This is a genomic window from Salinisphaera shabanensis E1L3A (genome assembly GCF_000215955.2).
GTDB classification, from domain to species: domain Bacteria; phylum Pseudomonadota; class Gammaproteobacteria; order Nevskiales; family Salinisphaeraceae; genus Salinisphaera; species Salinisphaera shabanensis.
In genome coordinates this window covers 156902-178426 of record NZ_AFNV02000001.1, presented here as the reverse complement: position 1 = coordinate 178426, position 21525 = coordinate 156902, and the positions used below count along the sequence as shown (strand labels likewise).

Annotated in this window: 24 protein-coding genes; 9 read left to right on the top strand and 15 right to left on the bottom strand. The window is 62.7% G+C overall.

What is annotated here, in order from left to right:
* Nucleotides 1-5 precede the first annotated feature (5 nt).
* Together SSPSH_RS00830 and SSPSH_RS00825 are read left to right on the top strand one after the other, a co-directional pair.
* On the top strand, nt 6-683 hold the full coding sequence (locus SSPSH_RS00830; RefSeq protein WP_006913254.1) for a response regulator transcription factor: 678 nt from the start codon (nt 6-8) through the stop codon (nt 681-683).
* A 2-nt stretch (nt 684-685) separates the two neighbouring features.
* Complete coding sequence (locus SSPSH_RS00825) at nt 686-2038, top strand: sensor histidine kinase (protein ID WP_006913255.1); 1353 nt, start codon at nt 686-688, stop codon at nt 2036-2038.
* Here the strand turns inward: SSPSH_RS00825 and rpiA are convergent.
* Entirely contained in the window at nt 2035-2697 is a 663-nt protein-coding gene (gene rpiA / locus SSPSH_RS00820; protein WP_006913256.1) for a ribose-5-phosphate isomerase RpiA, read from the bottom strand. The genes SSPSH_RS00825 and rpiA overlap by 4 nt on opposite strands.
* 33 nt (nt 2698-2730) lie before the next feature.
* Nucleotides 2731-3432: a YggS family pyridoxal phosphate-dependent enzyme gene (locus tag SSPSH_RS00815; RefSeq protein WP_006913257.1), complete on the bottom strand. Its 702-nt coding sequence runs from the start codon at nt 3430-3432 to the stop codon at nt 2731-2733.
* Nucleotides 3433-3511: 79 nt separating this feature from the next.
* On the opposite strand from SSPSH_RS00815, the gene SSPSH_RS00810 reads away from it, so the two are divergent.
* From SSPSH_RS00810 to SSPSH_RS00785, 6 genes are all read left to right on the top strand, one after another.
* Complete coding sequence (locus tag SSPSH_RS00810) at nt 3512-4555, top strand: type IV pilus twitching motility protein PilT (protein ID WP_006913258.1); 1044 nt, start codon at nt 3512-3514, stop codon at nt 4553-4555.
* 10 nt (nt 4556-4565) lie between these two features.
* Nucleotides 4566-5753 (top strand): PilT/PilU family type 4a pilus ATPase, encoded by a 1188-nt coding sequence (locus SSPSH_RS00805; protein ID WP_006913259.1) that lies wholly within the window; start codon nt 4566-4568, stop codon nt 5751-5753.
* The gene (locus tag SSPSH_RS00800; RefSeq protein WP_006913260.1) at nt 5743-6849 is read left to right on the top strand and encodes a PilT/PilU family type 4a pilus ATPase; all 1107 of its coding nucleotides are present in this window, start codon (nt 5743-5745) and stop codon (nt 6847-6849) included. The genes SSPSH_RS00805 and SSPSH_RS00800 overlap by 11 nt, the downstream gene beginning before the upstream one ends.
* Before the next feature lie 80 nt (nt 6850-6929).
* Entirely contained in the window at nt 6930-7418 is a 489-nt protein-coding gene (locus SSPSH_RS00795) for an ATP-dependent zinc protease family protein (RefSeq protein ID WP_021031257.1), read from the top strand.
* A 5-nt stretch (nt 7419-7423) separates the two neighbouring features.
* On the top strand, nt 7424-8329 hold the full coding sequence (rimK, locus tag SSPSH_RS00790; protein ID WP_006913262.1) for a 30S ribosomal protein S6--L-glutamate ligase: 906 nt from the start codon (nt 7424-7426) through the stop codon (nt 8327-8329).
* Nucleotides 8330-8428: 99 nt separating this feature from the next.
* A complete protein-coding gene (locus SSPSH_RS00785) occupies nt 8429-9526 on the top strand; it encodes a succinylglutamate desuccinylase/aspartoacylase family protein (RefSeq protein ID WP_006913263.1) in 1098 nt (365 codons plus the stop codon).
* Nucleotides 9527-9600: 74 nt separating this feature from the next.
* Here SSPSH_RS00785 and SSPSH_RS00780 read toward each other — a convergent pair whose 3' ends face one another.
* Nucleotides 9601-10203, bottom strand: a complete 603-nt coding sequence (locus SSPSH_RS00780; RefSeq protein ID WP_420852592.1) for a LysE family translocator — start codon at nt 10201-10203, stop codon at nt 9601-9603.
* 169 nt (nt 10204-10372) lie between these two features.
* Here SSPSH_RS00780 and SSPSH_RS00775 point away from each other — a divergent pair, with 169 nt between their 5' ends.
* Nucleotides 10373-11755, top strand: coding sequence for an aminotransferase-like domain-containing protein (locus SSPSH_RS00775; RefSeq protein WP_006913265.1), 1383 nt, complete (start codon nt 10373-10375; stop codon nt 11753-11755).
* Nucleotides 11756-11815: 60 nt separating this feature from the next.
* Here SSPSH_RS00775 and SSPSH_RS00770 read toward each other — a convergent pair whose 3' ends face one another.
* The 12 genes from SSPSH_RS00770 to argA all read right to left on the bottom strand — a co-directional run bounded on the left by SSPSH_RS00770 (nt 11816) and on the right by argA (nt 21510).
* Nucleotides 11816-12778, bottom strand: a complete 963-nt coding sequence (locus SSPSH_RS00770) for an aspartate carbamoyltransferase catalytic subunit (protein WP_006913266.1) — start codon at nt 12776-12778, stop codon at nt 11816-11818.
* Nucleotides 12775-13242, bottom strand: coding sequence for an ACT domain-containing protein (locus tag SSPSH_RS00765; protein WP_021031254.1), 468 nt, complete (start codon nt 13240-13242; stop codon nt 12775-12777). The genes SSPSH_RS00770 and SSPSH_RS00765 overlap by 4 nt, the downstream gene beginning before the upstream one ends.
* Entirely contained in the window at nt 13224-13736 is a 513-nt protein-coding gene (pyrR, locus tag SSPSH_RS00760; RefSeq protein WP_006913268.1) for a bifunctional pyr operon transcriptional regulator/uracil phosphoribosyltransferase PyrR, read from the bottom strand. Before pyrR ends, SSPSH_RS00765 begins: the two co-directional genes overlap by 19 nt.
* 49 nt (nt 13737-13785) lie before the next feature.
* Nucleotides 13786-14232, bottom strand: a complete 447-nt coding sequence (ruvX, locus tag SSPSH_RS00755) for a Holliday junction resolvase RuvX (protein WP_006913269.1) — start codon at nt 14230-14232, stop codon at nt 13786-13788.
* 23 nt (nt 14233-14255) lie between these two features.
* A complete protein-coding gene (locus tag SSPSH_RS00750; RefSeq protein WP_021031253.1) occupies nt 14256-14810 on the bottom strand; it encodes a YqgE/AlgH family protein in 555 nt (184 codons plus the stop codon).
* 53 nt (nt 14811-14863) lie between these two features.
* Nucleotides 14864-15601, bottom strand: a complete 738-nt coding sequence (locus SSPSH_RS17610; RefSeq protein WP_006913271.1) for an energy transducer TonB — start codon at nt 15599-15601, stop codon at nt 14864-14866.
* Nucleotides 15602-15608: 7 nt separating this feature from the next.
* Nucleotides 15609-16559 (bottom strand): glutathione synthase, encoded by a 951-nt coding sequence (gene gshB / locus SSPSH_RS00740; RefSeq protein WP_006913272.1) that lies wholly within the window; start codon nt 16557-16559, stop codon nt 15609-15611.
* Nucleotides 16560-16704: 145 nt separating this feature from the next.
* Nucleotides 16705-17253: a nuclease-related domain-containing protein gene (locus SSPSH_RS00735; protein WP_006913273.1), complete on the bottom strand. Its 549-nt coding sequence runs from the start codon at nt 17251-17253 to the stop codon at nt 16705-16707.
* Between the two features lie 151 nt (nt 17254-17404).
* On the bottom strand, nt 17405-18568 hold the full coding sequence (locus SSPSH_RS00730; RefSeq protein WP_006913274.1) for an MFS transporter: 1164 nt from the start codon (nt 18566-18568) through the stop codon (nt 17405-17407).
* Nucleotides 18565-19092: a TetR/AcrR family transcriptional regulator gene (locus tag SSPSH_RS00725; protein WP_006913275.1), complete on the bottom strand. Its 528-nt coding sequence runs from the start codon at nt 19090-19092 to the stop codon at nt 18565-18567. Before SSPSH_RS00725 ends, SSPSH_RS00730 begins: the two co-directional genes overlap by 4 nt.
* Nucleotides 19093-19399: 307 nt before the next feature.
* Nucleotides 19400-20143, bottom strand: a complete 744-nt coding sequence (locus SSPSH_RS00720) for a 16S rRNA (uracil(1498)-N(3))-methyltransferase (protein WP_006913276.1) — start codon at nt 20141-20143, stop codon at nt 19400-19402.
* Nucleotides 20140-21510, bottom strand: a complete 1371-nt coding sequence (gene argA, locus SSPSH_RS00715; protein WP_006913277.1) for an amino-acid N-acetyltransferase — start codon at nt 21508-21510, stop codon at nt 20140-20142. Before argA ends, SSPSH_RS00720 begins: the two co-directional genes overlap by 4 nt.
* Nucleotides 21511-21525 lie beyond the last annotated feature (15 nt).

Here is a 21525-nt window from a genome sequence, read left to right as displayed (position 1 = left end):
CGCCTATGAGATTGCTGGTTGTCGAAGACGAACCCACGCTGTGCGAACAGCTTGTCGAAGCGTTGACCGAGGCCGGTTACGCTGTCGATATCGCTGGCGACGGCGAGGACGGTGCCTACCGCGGTGCCACCGAACCGTATGACGCGATCGTGCTTGACCTGGGGTTGCCGCGTCTCGACGGCTTGAGCGTACTGCGCGGCTGGCGCGCCGAGGGCGTGAGCGTGCCCGTGCTGATACTCACCGCGCGGGGCGAATGGCATGAAAAGGTCGACGGCATGGACGCCGGTGCCGACGACTATCTGGCCAAACCCTTTCGCATGGAAGAGTTGCTGGCCCGGTTGCGCGCGCTGATTCGTCGCGCGAGCGGCATGGCCTCACCGGTGCTCGAAGTGGGGGATGTCAGTCTGGACACGCGCAGTGCGCGCGTGTCGGTAGCCGGGCGGCCGGTCAAGCTGACGGGCCACGAGTACCGGGTGTTGGCGTATCTAATGCACCACGCCGACGAAGTGGTGTCGCGCAGCGAGCTCATCGAGCATATCTATGCACAGGATTTCGATCGCGATTCGAATACGATCGAGGTTTTTATCCGGCGTCTGCGCCAGAAACTCGACAACGACGCGATCGTTACCGTGCGTGGCTTTGGCTATCGTTTCGATGCGCACACGCGCCGCGCAAGCGGCTGACCGTGGCGCGCACGTCGCTACAACGGCGCCTGTTCGTGGGCGCGGCGATCTGGATCGTACTGGCGCTTGTGACGACCGCGCTGCTGCTATCGGTACTGTTTCGAAACCACCTGGAAAACGATCTCGCACGGCGTCTGGACGCGGATTTTCTCCAACTTGTGTCCCAGTTCGATGTGGATGCGCAGGGACGTCTACTGCATTCGGTTGCCATGAGCGACCCGCTATATCAGCGCGTACTTTCCGGCCGCTATTGGCAGATCGAGCGCGGCGGTGTCGTGAGCCTGCATTCGCGCTCGCTCTGGGATGCGACCATTGCGATCGGTCCGCAGGTTTCCGGCGAGCTGGTGCGATTGACCGGCCCGCGCGGCGTGCCGCTATTGGCCGTAGTGCGCGATATCACGGTACCGAATGTGGCCGAACCGTTACGATTGACCGTGGCCGCAAGTCTCGCGCCGGTTAACGATGCCGTAGCCGAGTTCCGGCGCACCACGCTGATCGCACTCGGCGTGCTGGCGACAGGCCTGATTCTGGCCGCGGCGCTGCAGGTGCGTCTGGGCCTACGGCCGTTGGGTAAACTGCGCCGCGAGCTGGCGACCATTCGTAATTCGCGGGCGACACGCCTGTCGGGCGATTACCCGGCCGAGGTCGCACCCCTGGTGTCCGATCTCAACAGCGTGCTCGCACATAACGAAACGTTGATCGAGCGCGCGCGCCGCCAGGCCGGCAATCTTGCGCACGCATTGAAAACGCCGCTCTCGGTCATTGGCAATGAGGCAACGCGTATGGCCACAGCCGGCGAGACGCGCCGCGCCGCGCGCCTGCAACATGAAGTGGCCGCGATGCAGCGTCATATCGATTGGCATCTTGCGCGTACGCGTATTGCCGGACGGGCAGGCAGCCGTCAGGCGACGGCGGTCGCCGACGTCGTCGCGCGGCTGCAGCGCACCTTGCAACGGCTCTATGGTGATAGCGGACTGGTGATCGATATCGACTCGCCCGACGATATTTACTTTGCGGGCGAGCAGCGCGATCTGGAACAGATGCTTGGCAATCTGATGGAAAACGCCTGCAAGTGGGCACGCGGGGTCGTCGAGGTGCACGTTGATGCGCAGGCGGAATCGCTCGCGTTGTGGGTTAACGACGACGGCCCGGGCTTGACACCGGAACAGCGTGCGCAGGCGATCCGGCCCGGCCAGCGTTTCGATGAAGCCGTGCCCGGTTCCGGGTTGGGCCTCGCGATCGTCAGCGACCTGGCCGAGGCCTACGCAGGAGAACTGGTACTCGACCGTGCCGAACTCGGCGGTCTTTCGGCGCGCCTGACGTTACCGAAATCGTCAGGCGCGCTGACGTCTTAGCGTTTGTGCGTCTGCACGCCGCCCTCGGCGGCGACAATCAGAACATCGGCCGGGCGACGCGCGAACAGACCCACGGTCACCACCCCGGGGATGGCGTTGATCGTATCCTCGAGTTCGATCGGGTTCATGATTTCGAGGTTGTAAACATCGAGAATCGGATTCCCATTGTCGGATACGAAACCGTTGCGCAGCTCAGGCTCGCCGCCGAGTTTGACCAGCGCACGGGCCACGCTTGAGCGGCCCATTTCGATCACCTCGACCGGCAACGGGAAACGCCCGAGCAGATCCACCTGCTTGGAACCATCCACCATGCAGATGAACGTGCGCGACGCGCTGGCGATGATCTTTTCGCGGGTTAGCGCACCGCCGCCGCCCTTGATCAGTTCCAGATGTTCGTTGGTCTCGTCCGCGCCATCGATATAAACGCCCAGTTCGCCGGCGCTGTTGAGATCGATCACATCGAAACCGGCCGTGCGCAGGCGCTCGGTGCTGGCTTTGGAGCTGGAAACGCAGCCAGGGATGTACGGCTTGCGCTCGGCGAGCACGTCAATGAAATGATTGACCGTCGACCCTGTGCCCACACCAAGATATTCGCCGTCGTTGACGTATTCGTAGGCGGCTTCGGCCGCGGCTCGCTTGAGATCGTCCTGTTTGCCCATTAAAGCTTTCCTGCTGGAATGTCGAAATGAATTTTAAGCGTCGCGCGCGCCGAATATATCGGTACCGACGCGAACATGGGTCGCGCCTTCAGCGATGGCGGCCTCGAGATCGGCGCTCATGCCCATCGACAGGGTATCGAGGTCGTGGCCGCGGTCGTTGAGGCGTTGCATGAGTTCGCGCAGTGCGGCGAAGGGTTTGCGCTGGCTGGCTTCGTCGGTGCTGGGGGCGGGGATGGTCATGAGCCCGCGCAGTTTGACGTGTTCGAGTTCGACGATCTGATCCGCCAGTTCGGCCACGTCACTGGGCGCGATACCGGACTTGCTGGCTTCGCCGTCGATATTGACCTGAATACACAGATTCAGTGGCGCGTAGCCTTCTGGGCGCTGGTCGGATAGCCGCCGCGCGATCTTGAAACGGTCGATGGCATGTGCCCAGGAGAAATTGGATGCGATATCACGGGTCTTGTTCGACTGAATGTCGCCGATAAAGTGCCAGAGAGGTTCGCGTTCGGTCAGCGCATCGATCTTGGCGAGGGCGTCTTGCAGGTAGTTTTCGCCGAAATCGCGCTGGCCGTGATCGAGCGCATCGCGCACAAGTGCGACGGGTTTGGTCTTGGATACCGCGACAAGCGTGATATCCGCCGGATCGCGGTTTGCAGCGTGGGCGGCCAGGGCAATGCGATTGCGGACCTTATCGAGCGCGTCGGCGATGGAAGGGGTTGTATCGTTCGGCATGGAAACAGTTTTCGTTCGGCTGCGTTGGGTTAGGATTAGGATAACGCGGCCGGCCTAGCAGGGAGCACGTCGGGGACATATGGATATTTCCCAGTTACTGGCCTTTTCGGTCAAGCAGAATGCCTCGGATCTGCATTTGTCGGGTGGTTTGCCGCCGATGATCCGTGTCGATGGGGATATGCGGCGCATCAATCTGCCGCCGCTGGAACACAAGGAAGTGTTCGATCTCATCTACGACATCATGAATGATCGGCAGCGCAAGGCCTACGACGAGCATCTGGAGACGGACTTCTCGTTCGAGATCCCGAATCTGGCGCGGTTTCGTGTCAACGTGTTCAACCAGAACCGTGGCGCGGCGGCCGTATTTCGTACCATTCCATCCGAGGTGCTTACGCTCGAGGAGTTGGATGCGCCGAAGGTTTTTCGCGACATATCGGGGCTGCCGCGCGGACTCGTGCTGGTCACCGGGCCGACTGGCTCGGGTAAATCGACCACGCTCGCGGCGATGGTCAACCACAAGAACGAAACCGAACTCGGCCATATCCTGACCATCGAGGACCCGATCGAGTTCGTGCACGCCTCGCAGAAATGCCTGGTCAACCAGCGTGAAGTCGAGCGGGATACCCATTCCTTCGCGGCCGCACTGCGCAGTGCGCTGCGTGAAGATCCGGACACCATTTTGGTCGGCGAGCTGCGCGACCTGGAAACCATTCGCCTGGCACTGACCGCGGCGGAAACCGGCCATCTGGTCTTTGGCACCCTGCATACGTCCTCGGCGGCCAAGACCATCGACCGTATCATCGACGTCTTTCCGGGCGCCGAGAAGGACATGGTGCGCGCGATGCTGTCCGAATCGCTACGGGCCGTGATTTCGCAGACCCTGCTTAAGAAAAAGGCCGGTGGTCGTGTGGCCGCCCACGAAATCATGATGGGCACGCCGGCCATTCGTAATCTCATTCGCGAAGGCAAGATCGCGCAGATGTATTCGGCGATCCAGACCGGGCAGTCGGCCGGCATGCAGACGCTCGATCAGTGTCTGCAGGATCTGTTGCGCCGTGGTGTCGTCACACGCGATGAAGCCGGCCGCAAGGCCGTCAGTCGCGAGTCGCTGGGCAGTAGCTGAGGGTATATCCATGGACCGCGCACAGGCGACCAAACTTCTCACCGTACTGCTTGAACGGCTCGTTGCCGAAGGCGGTTCGGATCTGTTCATTACGGCCGGCTTTCCGCCAGCGATCAAGCACGACGGCCAGATTTCGCCGTTGATGGATCGCCCGCTTACACATGAACAATCTTCGCTGATCGTGCGCTCGATCATGAACGATCGCCAGGCGCGCGAGTTCGACGAATACAAGGAATGTCAGTTCGCGATCGCGCCGCCTTCCGGGCGTTTTCGTGTATCTGCGTTCGTGCAGCAGGGTCGGGTTGGCGCGGTCATGCGAGTGATCAATACCGAAATCCCGGATTTCGACGAACTCGGTCTGCCGCCCGTGCTCAAGGACGTAGTCATGAGCGAGCGCGGCCTGGTGATCATGGCCGGCGCGACCGGTTCGGGTAAATCGACCTCGCTGGCAGCCATGCTCGGCCATCGCAACAACAACGCGGCTGGCCATATCATCACCATCGAGGACCCGATCGAGTTCGTGCACCCGCACAAGAAATCGATCGTGACCCAGCGTGAGGTGGGCGTGGATACCCAGTCCTGGGACAACGCGCTCAAGAACACGTTGCGTCAGGCGCCGAACGTGATTCTGGTGGGCGAAGTGCGAACCCGCGAAACCATGGAGTACGCGATTAACTTCGCGGAAACCGGTCACCTGGTGTTGTGTACGCTGCATGCGAACTCGTCGAACCAGGCGCTCGATCGCATCATCAACTTCTTCGACGAAGCCAAGCGCGAACAGCTGCTCATGGATCTGTCGCTGAATCTGCGCGCGCTGCTTTCACAGCGTCTGGTGCGCAAGGAAGGCGGCGGGCGTTGTGCGGCGATGGAGATTCTGCTCAACACCCCGCATGTCGCCGACATGATCTTCAAGGGCAAGGTCGGCGAGCTCAAGGAAGTCATGAGCCGCGGCAACGAGCAAGGCATGATCACCTTCGATCAGAGCCTGTTCAAACTCTTCGAATCCGGCGAAATCGATTACGCCGAGGCATTGCGTCACGCGGATTCGCAGAACGAACTGCGTCTGAACATCAAGCTCAACAGCAAGCGCGCGCGCCAGAATCTTGCCGACGACGCCGACGTGAATTCGCTGTCCGTGCACGACGATGAAGAAGACGAAGAGGCCAACGACGAAGGGTTGTTCCCCCATGAGCGATAGCGCGAACGATAGTGCGAATGCCACGGAGGCAGTCGAGCCTTATCTCCAACTGGCGATCGACAAGAACGCCTCCGATTTGTACTTCACCACGCACGCGCCGGTGATGCTCCGTGTCGAGGGCGAGATTTATCCGGTCAAGAGTAAAACGCGCGAGCCATTGACGCCGGATCGGGTCGAGGCATTGGCGCTGAGCATCATGACCGAAGAGCAGAAGGCCAGTTTCGAGCGCGATCATGAAGTCGACTTTGCCTATCGCTTCGGGCTACAGGGCCGCTTTCGTGTGAACGCGTTTCGCCAGCGTGGCTCTGCGGCGATGGTGCTGCGCAATATCGGCAACGTGCCCAACTTCGACACGTTCGATATGCCGCCCGTTCTCAAGCGCTTGTCCATGCAAAAGCGCGGCCTGATCATGGTCGTGGGCGCGACCGGTTCGGGTAAGTCGACCACGCTGGCTGCGATGATCAACCATCGCAGCGAGAACGCGAACGGCCATATCCTCACCATCGAGGATCCGATCGAGTTCATGTATCGCCACAAGCGTTCGATCGTGAACCAGCGCGAGCTGGGCACCGATACGCTGGATTTCGCACGCGCAGTGCGTAGCGCCATGCGCGAGGCGCCCGATGTCGTACAGATTGGTGAAACCCGCGATCTGGCAACCGCCGAGGCCGCGATTCAGCTTGCCGGCACCGGTCATCTGGCGCTGACCACCCTGCACGGCAACAACGCCTATCAGGCGCTGCAACGCCTGATTGCGCTGTTCCCGGAATTCGCGCGTGAAGCGCTATTCATGGACTTGTCGCTGAACCTGCGCGCGATCATCTCGCAGCGGCTGGTACGTGGCGTGGGTGGCAAACGCGTAGCCGCCTTCGAGATCCTGCTCAATACGCCCTATATCGCCGATCTCATCCGCCAGGGGCGTATCGATTCCGTGCGCGAAGCGATGTCGGAAGGGGATGGCGGCGAAGGCATGGCGACTTTCGACGATTCGCTTCTGACCCTGGTGCGCGAGAGGCAGATTACCCAGGAGCAGGCTCTGGCCTATGCCGATTCGCGCGAGAATCTGCAAAGCCGTATGGTATTCGAACATCTGTAGCAACCGGATTGCCGACTCTGCCTTGCCAGAACGGCCCCATTGCGGCGAGGATTGCGGTTCCTTTTTCAATTGGACGGTGGATGAGTTCGCAATCGCCCGACAGCGGCGCATCGCCTGAAACCCCAGGCGCCATGGCCAGCCCGGCCGTGATCGGTTGGCGCGAATGGGTGAGCCTGCCGGCATTGGGTATCGACTGGGTCAAGGCCAAGATCGATACCGGCGCCCGAACCTCGGCGCTGCATACATTCCAACTCGATGTAGCGCATGAACACGGGGCCAAGGTCGCGCGCTTCGGCGTGCATCCGTTTCAGCGCGACAACGACACCATTAGCTGGTGCCACGCACCCGTGGTCGATGAGCGCAGCGTGCGCGATTCCGGCGGGCATCAGGAATGGCGATTCGTGATAGAAACGCCGGTACGTTTGGCGCAGCGTGAATGGCCAATCGAGATTACGTTGACCGCGCGCGATACAATGCTGTTTCGCATGCTGCTCGGTCGTACGGCCATGCGTTCTCTTCGAGTCGACCCGCTCGCTTCCTTTCTCACCGGCCGTCCGCCGGAGGCCTGATCGCTATGCAAATCGCAATTCTGTCGCGTAATCGCAATCTCTATTCCACGCGTCGCATGGTGGAGGCCGCCAAGGCACGTGGCCACGAAGTAACGGTCATTGATCCGTTGCGCTGCTATATGAACATCGTGCCGCACGCGCCCGAGATTCATTACAAGGGCAAGCGGCTGGAAGGTTTCGATGCGATCATTCCCCGTATCGGCGCATCGATCACGTTCTACGCGACGGCCGTACTGCGCCAGTTCGAGATGATCGGTGTCTATCCGCTCAATGAGTCGGTCGCGATTTCGCGCTCGCGCGACAAGCTGAGATCCATGCAGCTGCTTTCGCGCAAGGGCATCGGCCTGCCGGTGACCGGCTTTGCCCACTCGCCTGACGACACCGACGATCTGCTCGAACTGGTGGGCGGCAATCAGTACGTGATCAAGCTCACCGAAGGCACGCAGGGCAAGGGCGTGGTGCTCACCGAAACCCGTGGCGCGGCGGAATCGGTGATCGATGCCTTTCGCGGCCTGGATGCCCATTTTCTGGTTCAGGAATTCGTCAAGGAAGCCAAGGGCGCGGATATCCGTTGTTTCGTGATTGGTGACAAGGTTGTGGCCTCCATGAAACGCCAGGGCAAGGAAGGTGAGTTCCGTTCCAATCTGCATCGCGGCGGTAGCGCCTCGGTGATCAAGATCACCCCTGAAGAGCGCTCGACCGCAGTGCGCGCGGCCAAGATCATGGGTCTGAATGTCGCCGGTGTGGATCTGCTGCGTTCCAATCACGGGCCGGTGGTCATGGAAGTCAATTCCTCGCCGGGCCTGGAAGGTATCGAAACCGCGACCGGCAAGGACGTGGCCGGCCAGATCATCGGCTTCATCGAAACCTACTCGAAGCGCGGCAAGACCCGGACACGCGGCGGGGGCTGATTTTTGGCGCGTAGCAAACGGCTATACTGAAAACGGCAGCGTCTTTGGCGCTGCCGTTTTTCTTTGCACTTCTCCTGGTATTCGAGACCGACACTGCATATGAGCGACGATTACAACGAAAAACCTGCTTACGCCGATGCGCATCGCTCTTTCAAACCGCTTGAAATCGGCGGCCAGACCATCGAGCCCGGTACACGTACAAGCGTCGACCTGCCGGTGGCCGATCTGTATACGCATGCCAAACTCACCATGCCGGTCAACGTCATCCGCGGGAAGCGCCCCGGGCCGACGCTGTTCGTTTCTGCGGCCGTACACGGCGACGAACTCAACGGCGTGGAAATCATTCGTCGTCTGCTCAAGCTGCGCGGTCTCAAGCAACTACGCGGTACGTTGATCGCTGTGCCGATCGTCAACGTGCACGGGTTTTTGCGTCACTCGCGCTATCTGCCCGACCGGCGTGATCTCAACCGCTCGTTCCCGGGCACATCCAAAGGCTCGGTGGCCTCGCGCTTGGCCAAGGTATTCGTCGACGAAATCCTGGCCAAGGCCGATTACGGCATCGATCTGCACACCGGCGCTATTCATCGCGCCAATCTGCCTCAGATTCGTGCCGATCTATCCAACGACGAAACACGTCGGTTGGCAGAGGCCTTCGGCTGCCCGCTGCTCATCGATGCCGGTCTTCGCGAAGGTTCGCTGCGCGAACACGCCAACGAAAAAGGCGTGCCGCTGCTGCTTTATGAAGCCGGCGAAGCCCTGCGTTTTGACGAGTTCTCCATTCGTGCCGGCGTGCGCGGGGTGTCCGGCGTGATGCGAGAGCTGGGGATGCTGCCCAAACGCGGCAAGCGAACCCCGCACAAGTCGGTGGTCGCGCTCGACTCGAACTGGGAGCGCGCGCCCGAGTCCGGCATTCTGCGCTCGCTGGTCGAGCTGGGTGAATATGTCAGCAAGGATCAGACGCTTGCCTATATCGCCGACCCGTTCGGCGAAACCGAAGTCGCGGTGACCTCGGAGCATGCCGGCATCGTGATCGGGCGCTCTTATCTGCCGCTGGCCCATGCCGGCGATGCGCTGTACCACGTGGCACGCGTCAAGGGGGCCCAGAAGCTGGCCAGCCGCGTCGAGGCCTATCAGTCCGACAACGAGCCAGACGATTTCGACGACCGCGGTGAATCGGGCGAACCGCCCATCGTCTAGAAGAGCTTCGATCCAGCCGTTCACGGGCGTGCGGCCGTCTTGTACGCCGGCCTTGGCACCGCAACGGCAGTTTGCTAATCGCTGAAAATCAACACCACGCAGGCGGCGGTCAACGCCCCCATCAGCACGTTGAACACCTGCCAGGAGCGGGCCGAGCGCAGGCGGCTGCCCAACGTGCGACCGAACAGTGCCCAGAAGGAAATACAGGGAAAGGCAGCCGCTTCCATCAGCAGCGCCAGCAGCAGGGCGTTGAGCATCAGCGAGCCGTTCGCGGGCAAGAACGAAGCCGTCAGCGTCAGTCCCATGATCCAGGCCTTGGGGTTGGCAAACTGAAATGCCGCGGCTTCCCAGATATTGAGCGGGCGTGCAGCCTGGGCGTCATCCAGGTTCGGTGGCGGTGCGGTGGCAATGCGCCAGGCCAGATAGAGCAAATACGCGCTCCCCGCCAGGCGCAAGGCCCACTGCACGCTCTCGTAGCGCTCGAACACGGCGCCGAGCCCCAGCGCGATGGCAACGAACAGCACCACGCAGCCGCCGAGAATGCCGGCAATATGCGGCAACGTACGCCGATAGCCATAGCGTGCGCCCGACGCCGTCAACATCATGTTGTTCGGCCCCGGCGTGCCGGACATCGCCACGCTGAACATCGTGATCGAGAGTAACCAGCTTGCCGACATCATGACCTGACCTCGCCACGCGGGATAGATGTGTTTTTTCGACGGATATTGCGTTCGAGCATGACTTCTGATTAATTGTATGGGTACAAAAAAAATAAGAACGATTCGTTTGTACCGGTTTTTGTACTCTAAGAACTCTCGATCTACCGTCAATGTTTTTATTGTCACCATGACAATCTGGCTTCCAGAGCTTTCAGGCTCGGGCCCGCGCTACCGTCAGCTTGCCGAGGCGATCGTGGCTGCGATCGAGTCGGGTGAGCTGGGCGAGGGCGATAAGCTGCCCCCGCAGCGTCGGCTTGCGTATGCGCTGGGTGTGACCACCGGCACGGTCACGCGCGCGTACGCCGAGGTGGAACGCAAGGGCTGGGTCGAAGCCCGGGTAGGGAGCGGCACCTACGTGTGTGCTTCGACCACGAACCCGTTTACCCATGTCAGCGCGCCGGGCGACGCCCAGCAAGTCGACCTGTCGTTGTCCTTGCCGCCACCAAGCGAGCAGCGCGCCGACGGTCTGGCGCATGCCATGGCCGCGCTACAGAACGATCGGCCGGCGCTTGCACACGCCATGGATTATCAGCCCGAAGGCGGGCTCGATAGACATCGGCGCCTCTATGCCCAGTGGTTGGATCGTCTGGGTCTGCCCATGGCGGCCGAGGAACTGCTCATCGACCAGGGCGGCATGAACGGCATTTTCCTCAGTCTGTCGACGTTGCTGGCGCCGGGTGAACGGCTGGCCGCGGAGATGCTGACCTATCCCGGTTTGATCAGCGTGGCCCAGCAGCTGGGTATCCGCACCGTCGCGATCGAGCATGACGCGCAGGGCATCGATATCGATGCCCTGGCCATGCGTCACGAACGCCAGCCCTTTGCCGCACTTTACGTCATGCCCGAGCATCACAACCCGACCACGGTATCGTTGCCCGAGTCGCGCCGCCATGCGCTCGTTGCCCTCGCGCGCGAACGCGATTTCTGGTTGATCGAAGACGGTGTGCAGTACATGGGCGAGCGCGCCACTCCGTTGTATCAGCTCGCACCGGAACGTACGGTCTACCTGTTTTCGGTTGCCAAGATCCTGGGCGGCGGCATGCGTTCGGGCGTGATTCGCGCACCGGCATCGGTACGACCTCGAATTGCCGCTGCGTTGCGTAATCAAAGCTGGATGCCGCCGCCGCTGATCGCCAGTCTGGTATGTCGCTGGATCGAAAGCGGTCATGCGGATCGCTTGCTGGCATGGCAAAGCGAGGAAATGGCGGCCCGCCACGCGCTGGTACAGGCGTATTTGGGCGGCTACGACTATAGTGGCGGTGCCGAGGGCTTTTATATCTGGCTTCGGCTGCCCGCCGGTCGGCGTGCGAATACGTTTGTGGAAGCGCTTGCCGAGCGCGGTGTGCTTGTAACCCCCGCCGAGCCGTTCTGCGTGGGCAGCGAGCCGGCGCCGCAGGCGGTTAGAATCTGTATCAGCGCGGCCGCGGATCGCGCGGCACTCGAACGGGCCTTGGGTGTCATTCGTGAAAACCTAGACTCGCCGGGCATCGCGATGTGGCGCACGCTTTGAGCATGGTTGCCGAGCGCTATCGTGGCGTCGATAAGACGCGTTGCACGGTGAGCGTGCGACTTAGCGCGCGTTACGGTTGCCCGCGATAATCGCCATCACGGCCATGCGAATCGCAATGCCGTTGGTGACCTGTTCGAGAATCACCGATTGGTTGCCATAGGCAATATCGGCATTGATTTCGACGCCGCGGTTAATGGGGCCGGGGTGCATGATCAGGGCATCGCTTTTTGCGTGCGCAAGATTGGCCGTGGTCAGGCCGAATTGTTGGTGGTAGTCGGCCACGCCTTCGAGCGCGTCGCCATTGATGCGCTCGCGCTGAATACGCAGGCCCATGACCACGTCGGCCCCGGCGAGGCCGGCGGCGATATCGTCGCTGCTCTGCACGCCAAGGGCTTGCGGGTTCTCGGGCAGGAAGCGATCGGGCCCGATCACGCGGATATCGGTCGTGCCGAGCGTGCGCAGCGCACGGATGGTGGAATGGGCCACGCGCGAGTGGCGTACGTCGCCCACGATGGCCACGCGCAGGTTGGCAAAATCCGGCCGATGGCGACGAATGGTGAACACGTCGAGCAGCGCCTGGGTGGGATGGGCATGACTGCCATCGCCTGCGTTGATGATGGCCACGTTGTCGGCTGCATGAGCGGCGAAGCGTGCGGCGGCGCCGTTTTCCGGATGGCGGATGGCGAATATGTCGGCACCCATGGCTTGCAGGGTGTAGAGCGTGTCCAGATCGTCCTCGCCCTTGGAGCGCGACGAATGGGCGACGTCCATGTTGATGACGTCGGCCGAAAGCCGCTTGGCCGCGAGCTCGAAGGTGGTGCGCGTGCGCGTGGAGTTCTCGAAGAACAGGTTGAACACGGTCTTGCCGCGCAGCAGCGGGACTTTCTTCGGCGAGGTGCCGGGCGCGGGCACAAATGTTTCGGCCGTATCCAGAATCTGTTCGACCAGCGTGCGCGGCAGGCCCTCGGTGGTAATCAGATGACGCAAACCGCCGTCCGGGGCGAGCTGAATATTGTCGGTCATGGGCTGGTTCCGTGGTCAGGGACGGTGTCGGATGAGCGTTGCAGTGCTGCAAGCAAGGCCATCGCCCGGTCAGCGTCGGCCAGGGGCACGAACAGATGGTCGTGGCGCGTGCCGGCAACCACGTTGCAGGCGATTCCGGCCTGGGCGAGCGTACCGGCTACGGTCGCAGTGAGACCGACCGCGGCCAGCGACGACCGTACCCGTAGCGTGATCCAGCAGCAGCGCAGCGCGCTGGGCGCTGCATTGGCCGGTAGCTCGGATTCGCGCGCGACTATCGAGACACCCTCGGGTTCGTGCATGGCGCACAGCACGCGCTCGAAGTCGATCTTGTCGGTGCTCGCCAGCGTGGCGAATCGATAGACTCCGTCCCGGCGCTCGGGGCGAAGCGTGCCCAGCAGCGTGGCGAGATCGTGTTCGCCTTCGTTTGCGTCGGCCGCTGCCGGGCTCACTGCATGACAAGACACAGCGGCTCGGGGCCGGTGAGTTTGATGCGTTCGCCGTCGGCAATATCCAGCTGCATGCCTACCGCATCGGGCGCAAAGGGCAGTTCGCGCGCGCCGCGATCCACTAGCACCGCGAGTTTGACCGCAGCAGGGCGGCCGTAGTCGAACAGCTCGTTGAGCGCGGCGCGTACGGTACGGCCGGTATAAAGCACGTCGTCGACCAGAATCACCGTTTTGCCATCGATATCGGCGTCGATACGCGACGGGCCGACGCTGGGGTGCAGACCGATAGTCGAGAAATCGTCGCGGTAGAAGCTGATATTGAGCGAGCCCAGCGGCGCGGCCAGGGCGAAATGGGCATGCAAGCGCTCGGCGATCCACGCGCCACCGGTTTCGATGCCGATCATCACCGCGTCCGGGTCGGCGGCGACCAGCGGCGCCAGTGCCGATTCGAGTGTCGCGAGTGCAGCATCGACATCCAGGGTCTGGCTTGGAGTGGTATCACGGGTATTCATGGCATGGCTCTCGGCATCGGGTAACGGGCGATCGGCAAGTGTCGTGTCGCTAGGGGCCGCTGTTCGCGAGCCAGCCTTCTAGTATGACCTGGGCGGCCATGGAGTCGGAGTCGCCCTTGGACAGGCGCTTGCCGCGGCTGCCGCTTGCGCGTGCGGTACGCAGGCGCTCCACGGCTTCGATGGTGGAAAAGCGTTCGTCCATGGCATGCACGGGAATATCGAAATGCTCGCCGAGCTGACGCATGAACTTTTGTGCGTTTTCGGTCATGGGTTGGCTGGACCCATCCCTGGCCAGGGGCAGACCGACGATCAGCGCGCCGGGGCGCCATTCAGCCACGATGCGCGTCAGACCTTGCCAGTCGGGCCCGCCGCCGGAGTTGCTGTGATGCAAGGTGGTCAGCGCCTGGGCATTGCCGGTGATGGCATTGCCCACGGCGATACCGATGCGCTTGGTGCCGAAATCGAAGCCCAGCATGACGTTGGCATCACCGGCCATGGCCTTGCTCCTTCAGTTCAGTACTAGGCATGCCCGACCAGTCCGGACAGCTGATGAACTTCGAGCCCAAGCAGGCGCGCTGCCGCAGCCCAGCGTGTTTCTACCGGCGTGGAAAAGATGATCTGGTCGCTGGCGGGCGTGTTGAGCCAGCTGTTGGCCAGCATTTCGTCTTCGAGCTGGCCTTCGCCCCAGCCGGCATAGCCGAGCGTGATCAGATACTCGCTGGGACCGAAGCCGTTACCGATGGCTTCGAGCACGTCGCGCGACGTCGTCAGCGCGAGACCGCCGCCCACCTTGAGCGTGGACTCCCAGCGGCCTTCATCGCGATGCAGCACGAAACCGCGCTCGGTCTGAACCGGGCCGCCCCAGTAGACCGGCTGCTCGGCCGGTACATGGGCTTCGATATCCATATGCGCGAGCATGTCGCGCACGGTGAGATCGCTGGGCTTGTTGATGACCAGCCCCATGGCACCGTCGTCGTTGTGCTCGGCGATGAAGGTCACGCTGTCGGCGAAATCGCCCCCGACACGGCCCGGCATGGCAAGCAGGAACTGGTTGCGGAATATTCCATGTGTCATGACGTCATTATCCGCTGACGGCTTGCATGCGGGCAAATGAGCGTATTGCCCGTTCAGTCGTTGCGGCTGATCTGGCCCGAACCGCCGGGTTCGAACAGCCAGTCGTATGCGAAGCTCAATTCATCGGTGAGGGCGATCAACGGTTCGTCGAAAGGCGGGTAGGGTGCGGCACCGCGCACGATTGCCAGCGCGGCATTGTCGAGCGCGTCGTTGCCCGACGATCGCAACACGCGCACGGCAAGCAGTGTGCCGCCGGCGCGCACGCGCACGGCCATGGTCAGCCGGCGGGGATGCTCGGCATCCAGCAGTGCGCGCGGGTACCGGCGGCTGCCGCGCGTTTCAATACGCTCTTGCCAGGCCGCCAGATATTCGGCGCGTGCATCCTGTGCTGCCGCCGAAATCTGCGCGGGCTGCGGTTCGCGTATGACCTCGACTGGCGGGCTGGGCGTATCGGGCGCTTCGTCGCGCTGTTCGATGACGGGTTCGGCGACCATGACGAAGCGCGTGATCGTACGTGCCCCATCCGGCTGCAAACGTGCATCCGGACGTGGCTCAACAGGCGGGCTGGCCGCCAATGCATGCTGCGAGCTTCGGTCGTCGCCTTGCTGATTCCGTGTCGCGCGTATCGCGGTCTCCGGTGCGGCCTCGGCCGCGTCGGCCACAGTGCGCGTAGCCGCGAGCAAGCGGCCATCCTCAGACTGCGACGACTCGTTCGACCAGCCCAGTAGCGCTGCATGCAAGATCAGCGCGATCGCGAGGCAGAAGCAAAAACGCGCGCGAACGCTCGACATCGGCTGATCAGGCCAACCGGCGCTCGATTGCGTCGAACAGCAGCGCCGCGATATTGATATCGAACTGCTTGTCGAGCTCGCGTACGCAGGTGGGGCTGGTGACGTTGATTTCGGTGAGCTTGTCGCCGATCACGTCCAGGCCGACGAACAGCAGGCCTTTCTCCCGCACGTACGGGCCGATCTCCTCGGCAATGGCGCGATCGGTGTCGGTCAGCGGTCGGCCGACACCGCGCCCGCCGGCGGCCAGGTTGCCGCGCAGCTCGCCTTCGGCCGGAACGCGGGCCAGGGCGTAATCCACCGGCTTGCCGTCGACCACGAGGATGCGCTTGTCGCCGTCCTTGATCGCCGGCAGATACGCTTGGGCCATCGCATAGCGCGTGCCGTGCTCGGTGAGCACTTCCAGCACCACCGAAATATTGTCGTCACCAGTCTTCACGCGGAAGATTCGCGAACCGCCCATGCCATCGAGCGGTTTGATCACGGCATCGCCGTGCTCGCCAATGAAGCGCTTGAAGTCGGCGCTGCGTCGGGCCACCAGCGTGGGCGCGGTGAGGTGGGCGAAGCGGTTGATCGACATCTTTTCGTTGACGTCGCGCAGCGCGTCGCAGCGATTGACTACGAGCGTGCCCTCGTTTTCGGCCAGCTCGAGGATATAGGTCGCATAGATGTATTCGGTATCGAACGGCGGATCCTTGCGCATGAGGATCGTATCCAGCTCGGCCAGCGGCAGGATTTCGGATTCGCCGGTGAAGCGATACCAGTCAACGTTGTCATCGAACACTTCGAGGCGGCGGCCCGTGCCGTAGCCCACGCCATCGCGCACGAACAGATCGGACATCTCGAAATAGATGATTTCGTACTCGCGGCGCATGGCTTCGAGCAGCAATGCCAGGGTGGTGTCCTTGTAAGGGGTGATATCCGCGATGGGGTCCATCACGACGCCGAGACGGGTCGTCATGCCGCAGCTCCTGAAATAGGGCGCGCGTCAGTGCCGCGCCACAACAATTGTCGATAAGCGCGCATGGTAGCGCAGGCAGGTCGCGGCTCGCGCTAGGCGCGTGAGTCAGCCGTGAGAAAACGTGGCCTGAGGCCGCCCGTGGTGATCAGGCGGCCGCCTGTAGCTGCGCCGGCGCGTGCGCCGAAATCTGCGTGACGATCTGCTCGAGCCGGCGATGGGAGAACACTTCAACCCGATAGCTGCGGATGTAATCCACCAGTGCCGCGCCATGCACGACATTGGCCGGCCGCTCGGCCGGAAGGCTGCCGACGGTCACAAGCACGGGGCTGACGAAACTGCGGTTTTCTTCAAGCAGCTCAGCCAGCTCCTGGGCCTGGTGTTCACAGCGGCTTACCGGGTCGTCGTTGGCGGCGGAAAGCTCCGTGGCGCGCTGTGTCCAGTCCGTGGTGCCCAGGTCGTGGGCGATCCCGGCATCAAGCGGTTCGACGATGAACAGCCCGCGTGTGCTCACGACCACCAGCCCGAGGTGGATGATCGCGCTCGGCGTCTGAACGATGAGATTACGCAGCACGATGTAGCGTCTGGAACGCAACATCCACCACCATGCGAGCGCTGCGCGCAGGCGTGCCAGACGTACATATCCCGACGCATACTCGCGACGAAGGGCAAATCCGAGGGAAATCAGCGCTTTCACGGCGACTACTTAAGGCTGATGGATAGCACTCGACGACCGCCGAGTGGGCTTTGAAGCGTTATATTACGGCGCTTGCAAGCACTTCTGAAGGAGTTGAGAAATTAAATTTCTGTGGCAGTTCAATAGGCCGGCGCAATGGCCTTCGCAAGGGCTATCCGAAGCGCTTGCGGCAGGCGATTTTTGAGTCCGCGGCTGGACGAAATAGGAAAAGTCGGGGTGCCAGACCCAGGCCGGCAAATACGACCACAGCGGTCTGTAAGGATATCTGGCTCATGAGTAGCCCGAACAGCGGCGCGCCGGCGGTCTGGCCCACGGCAATAGTTAAAAAACCCACCATCAAGCCGGTGCCGGGGCGGTTGGGCAGGGTTTTCGTCCCCCATACGAGATAGACACCGGTGAGCATGACGTAGGCCGCGCCAAACAGGGCACCACCGATCAAGGTAAGGCGCGGCGTCGTGAACGACAGCCCGGTGATCGCGATGCTCGCGCTCAGGGCGACCAGGAAAATGCGATGGACCGTGTTGATGCCAAGGCGTGTGGTCAGCCAGCCCGCGCTCGCGCCGACAATGCCTGCCGTACCGATCGCGATCCACAGCATGCCGATACGACCGGTCGACCAGTCGAGCCGGGCCTGGGCGATCTCGCCGCCAAACGACCACAGCGCCGTGCTTGCCGTGCCCATGAGAAACGCCGCGGCAATCAACCGCGCCAGGTTGGGATTCAGCCGTGGCAGGCCCTGACCGCGGGTTCGTGCGCCGCCCGTCTTGGCTGCGGGCAAGGCCACAAACGCGGCCATACCCAGCGCAGACGCGGTCCCCGCAAAAATCATGAAAACGAGCCGCCAGTCGTCACCGAGTGCCAATGCGAACGGGCCGGATAAACCTACCCCCGCACTCGTGCCTGCGTTGATGATCGTATTGGTAAGGTCCCGACGCGCGGGTGCGACCGCATGCGAGACCGCATCGGCCATCGGCGGTGAGGCCAGGCCAGTGCTCGTGCCTGCCAGGATGACGAAGAACGCAAGCCATGCCGACGAGCTGCAAAGCGCGATGCCAAATAATCCGGCAGCCGCGATTACGGCGGCACACACAGCGACGGCACGCGGGCCGAAACGCTCTGAAAGGCGGGCCGAAATGATGATCGCAACACAATAAGCTGCAAACGCCCCGCCCGATATGCCACCGGCCAGAGTGGATGAGAATTCGAGATCCGCGCGCATCTGCGGCAAAAACAGGCCGAAAGCGAACCGTGCAAAGCCGTAGCAGACCGCGATGAGTCCGAATCCGGTTGCGCCGACCCGTATCGCGGGCGTCATTGCTGTGCCCGCTTGCGCACCAGTTCAAGGGCGCAGGCGTGCGCGGCCCCGATCACCGCTGTGCCACGGTAAGTCGCGGCCGTTGTTGCACCCTCGAACAGGGCAAGAATCTGATCGGTCAATTGCTCGTCGACCACGCCGGCTTCGCTTGCAACGAGATCGGCGATGCGGGTGCGCAGCTGCGCCTGATAGGCCGCCACCTGGGCGGCGATTTCCGGGATGCTGCCGCCGGTCTCCGCCTGAACGCGAAAGAACAGGCAGCCGCGTACGCCCTCGGCATCGGCCCAGCGTTGCAACGACGCAAAAAGCGCGGTCGTGGTCGTGAAATCGGTGTGTTCGAAAAAACGTTTCCGGCGTTCGGCCAGCACGCGGGCCATCAGCGCGTTCTTGCTGCCCACGTGCTTGTAGACGGTACGGCTCGACAGACGCGTTTCGTTAACGACACGGCCCATCCCGGTTGCATTGAAACCGTCGTGATCGAAAAGGCGCTCGGCGGCGCTAAGCAGCTGTGTATCAATATCCATTAACGAAGGGTAAAATGATCGTTTTACATCGGTCAAATCCTAGTGGTTGTTCAACCGGCGTGGCTCGCCGCTGCTATGCCGCTTGTTGCGCGTAGACGAAGGATTCCTGCGCAGCCGAAGATCGCCCGTGGCGCGAGTTGGCACGCACGGGGCGCCAGGATGGTGCGGTGTTTGAATGGGCGGCACTCGGCCGGGCGTTGCGATTAGCAAAGCCCATGCGGAATCTCCTGGCCGCTGAATCCTATCCAGACGCTACGCAATCGGTTGCAATCGATACGTCCAACAGGCGCGTTGCGCCGGTACCGCGTTAGCCGCCGAGGTCACCCCAGAGCGATTGCAGGGCAGCCAGGGCCGCCATGCCGGCGGTTTCGGTACGCAGAATGCGCGGGCCCAGCGTAATGGGCTGCCAGCCGGCCGTGGCGGCGGTATCGATTTCCGGCTCCGATAGGCCGGATTCGGGACCGATGAGCAACGCGACATGCTTGTGCGGTGTCGTTGAGGCCAGACCGGCGGGCGCCGTCGGGGCCAGCATCAGGCGCAGATGGTCGCGATCGCTATCGAGGCAGGTCGACAGGCGTGCGGCCGTATGAAGTGCCGGGCAGACCAGGCGCCCGCTCTGTTCCGCGGCAGATTCGACCACCGCCTGCCAGTGCGCCTGTTTTTTCGTAAGCCGCTCGCCCTCGAGTTTGACCTTGCCGCGCTCGGTGAATACAGGCCGAATAGCGCTCACGCCGAGCTCTACCGCCTTGGCCAGCGCGAAATCCATGCGATCGCCGCGTGCAATGGCTTGATAGAGCGTGATCGACAGCGACGATTCGCGCTCTGGCGAATGCCGGGTTTCCACGGCGAGCGTCATGCGCTTGCGATCGGCCTGAACGATACGCGCGCCGTATTCGTGGCCGTCGCCGTTGAACAGCGTGACCGGTGCGTCGACGCCCAGGCGCAGTACGGTGGCCAGATGATGACGCTTGGCCTCGGCCAGTTCGAGGGTCTGATCGACGTAAAGCGCGCTATCGACGAACACGCGCGGTATGTGGCCACGCCGGCTCATGCCAGTTTCTTGATCAGTACCGCCGAGTTGCGCTGGTAGTTGTAGAGCGCGCGCTTGGCAAGGGGCAGGGCATCCAGATCGGCCGGGGCAAAGCCGTGCTCCACAAACCAGTGCGGGGTCTTGGTGGTGAGCACGAAAATGCGTTGCAGCCCGGCCACACGCGCGCGCCGCTCGGCTTCCACGAGCAGGCGTTCGGCCCGGTCCTGGCCACGATAATCCGGATGCACGGCGACACAAGCCAGCTCGCCCACGCCCTCCTCGGCGTAGGGCATGAGCGAACAGCAGGCTGTGATCAGGCCGTCGCGTTCGAGTACCAGATAGTGGCCGATATCGAGCTCGATCTGTTCTCGTGAACGGGCCACCAGAATGCCGGCATCGGCCAACGGCTCGATAAGCGCGAGCACGCCGCCGAGATCGTCGGCGGTGGCCGCTCGGGTGATGTCGTAGGTGTCGGCGGCAATCATGGTGCCGGCGCCGTCGCGCGAATACAGCTCGCGCAGCAGCGCGCCATCGGTATCGAAACTCACCAGATGGGCACGGGCCACGCCGGCCTGGCAGGCATTGATGGCCGCCTGCAGGCGGGCCCGGTCGGCTGTTTCCAGCGGCGCGGATTCGGCCGCCAGTAAGCGCCGTGCGGTCTGGGTATCCAGTTCGGCCGGGGTATCGGCAAAGCGTTCATGCAGCGACGCACCGGGGTGGAGCACCACGAACTTGTCGGCCGCCAGGGCCGTGGCGGCCGCGGTCGCCACCTCTTCGGCATACAGGTTGAAGATTTCGCCCGACGGCGAATAACCCACACAGGACATCAGCACGATCGCGCCGCGTTCCAGATGGTCGTTGATGCTGGCTACATCGATACGCCGGACTTCGCCGGTATGGCCGTGATCGACGCCGCCAGCGATACCCACTGGCCGAGCGGTCACCAGGTTGCCGCTGGCGGTGACGATACGGGCACCACCCATGGGTGTGCTCGCGAGGCTTGTTGACAGCAGCGCTTCGATATCCATCTGCAGGCTGCCGACCGCGCGTTTCACGCAGGCAAGGGCCGCGCTGTCGGTCACCCGGACGCCGTCGACGAAACGGGTTGCCAGGCCGGCATCGGCGAGTGCTGTATCGATCTGCGGGCGTGCGCCGAATACGATCACCAACCGTACGCCCAGGCTGGCGAGTAGGGCGATGTCGTAGATGAGATCGGTAAACGCGCTCGATGCGGCGGCCTCGCCCGGCACATGGATCACGAACGTACGCCCGCGGTGGGCATGCACATAGGGCGCGCTCGCGCGAAGCGAGGCGACCATGTCCGGATGGTTCGAATCGGCGTCGCGCGCGGGCGCCCCGGATTGCTGGGCAGTATTCGGCGTGTTCATCCGCTTATTATGCGG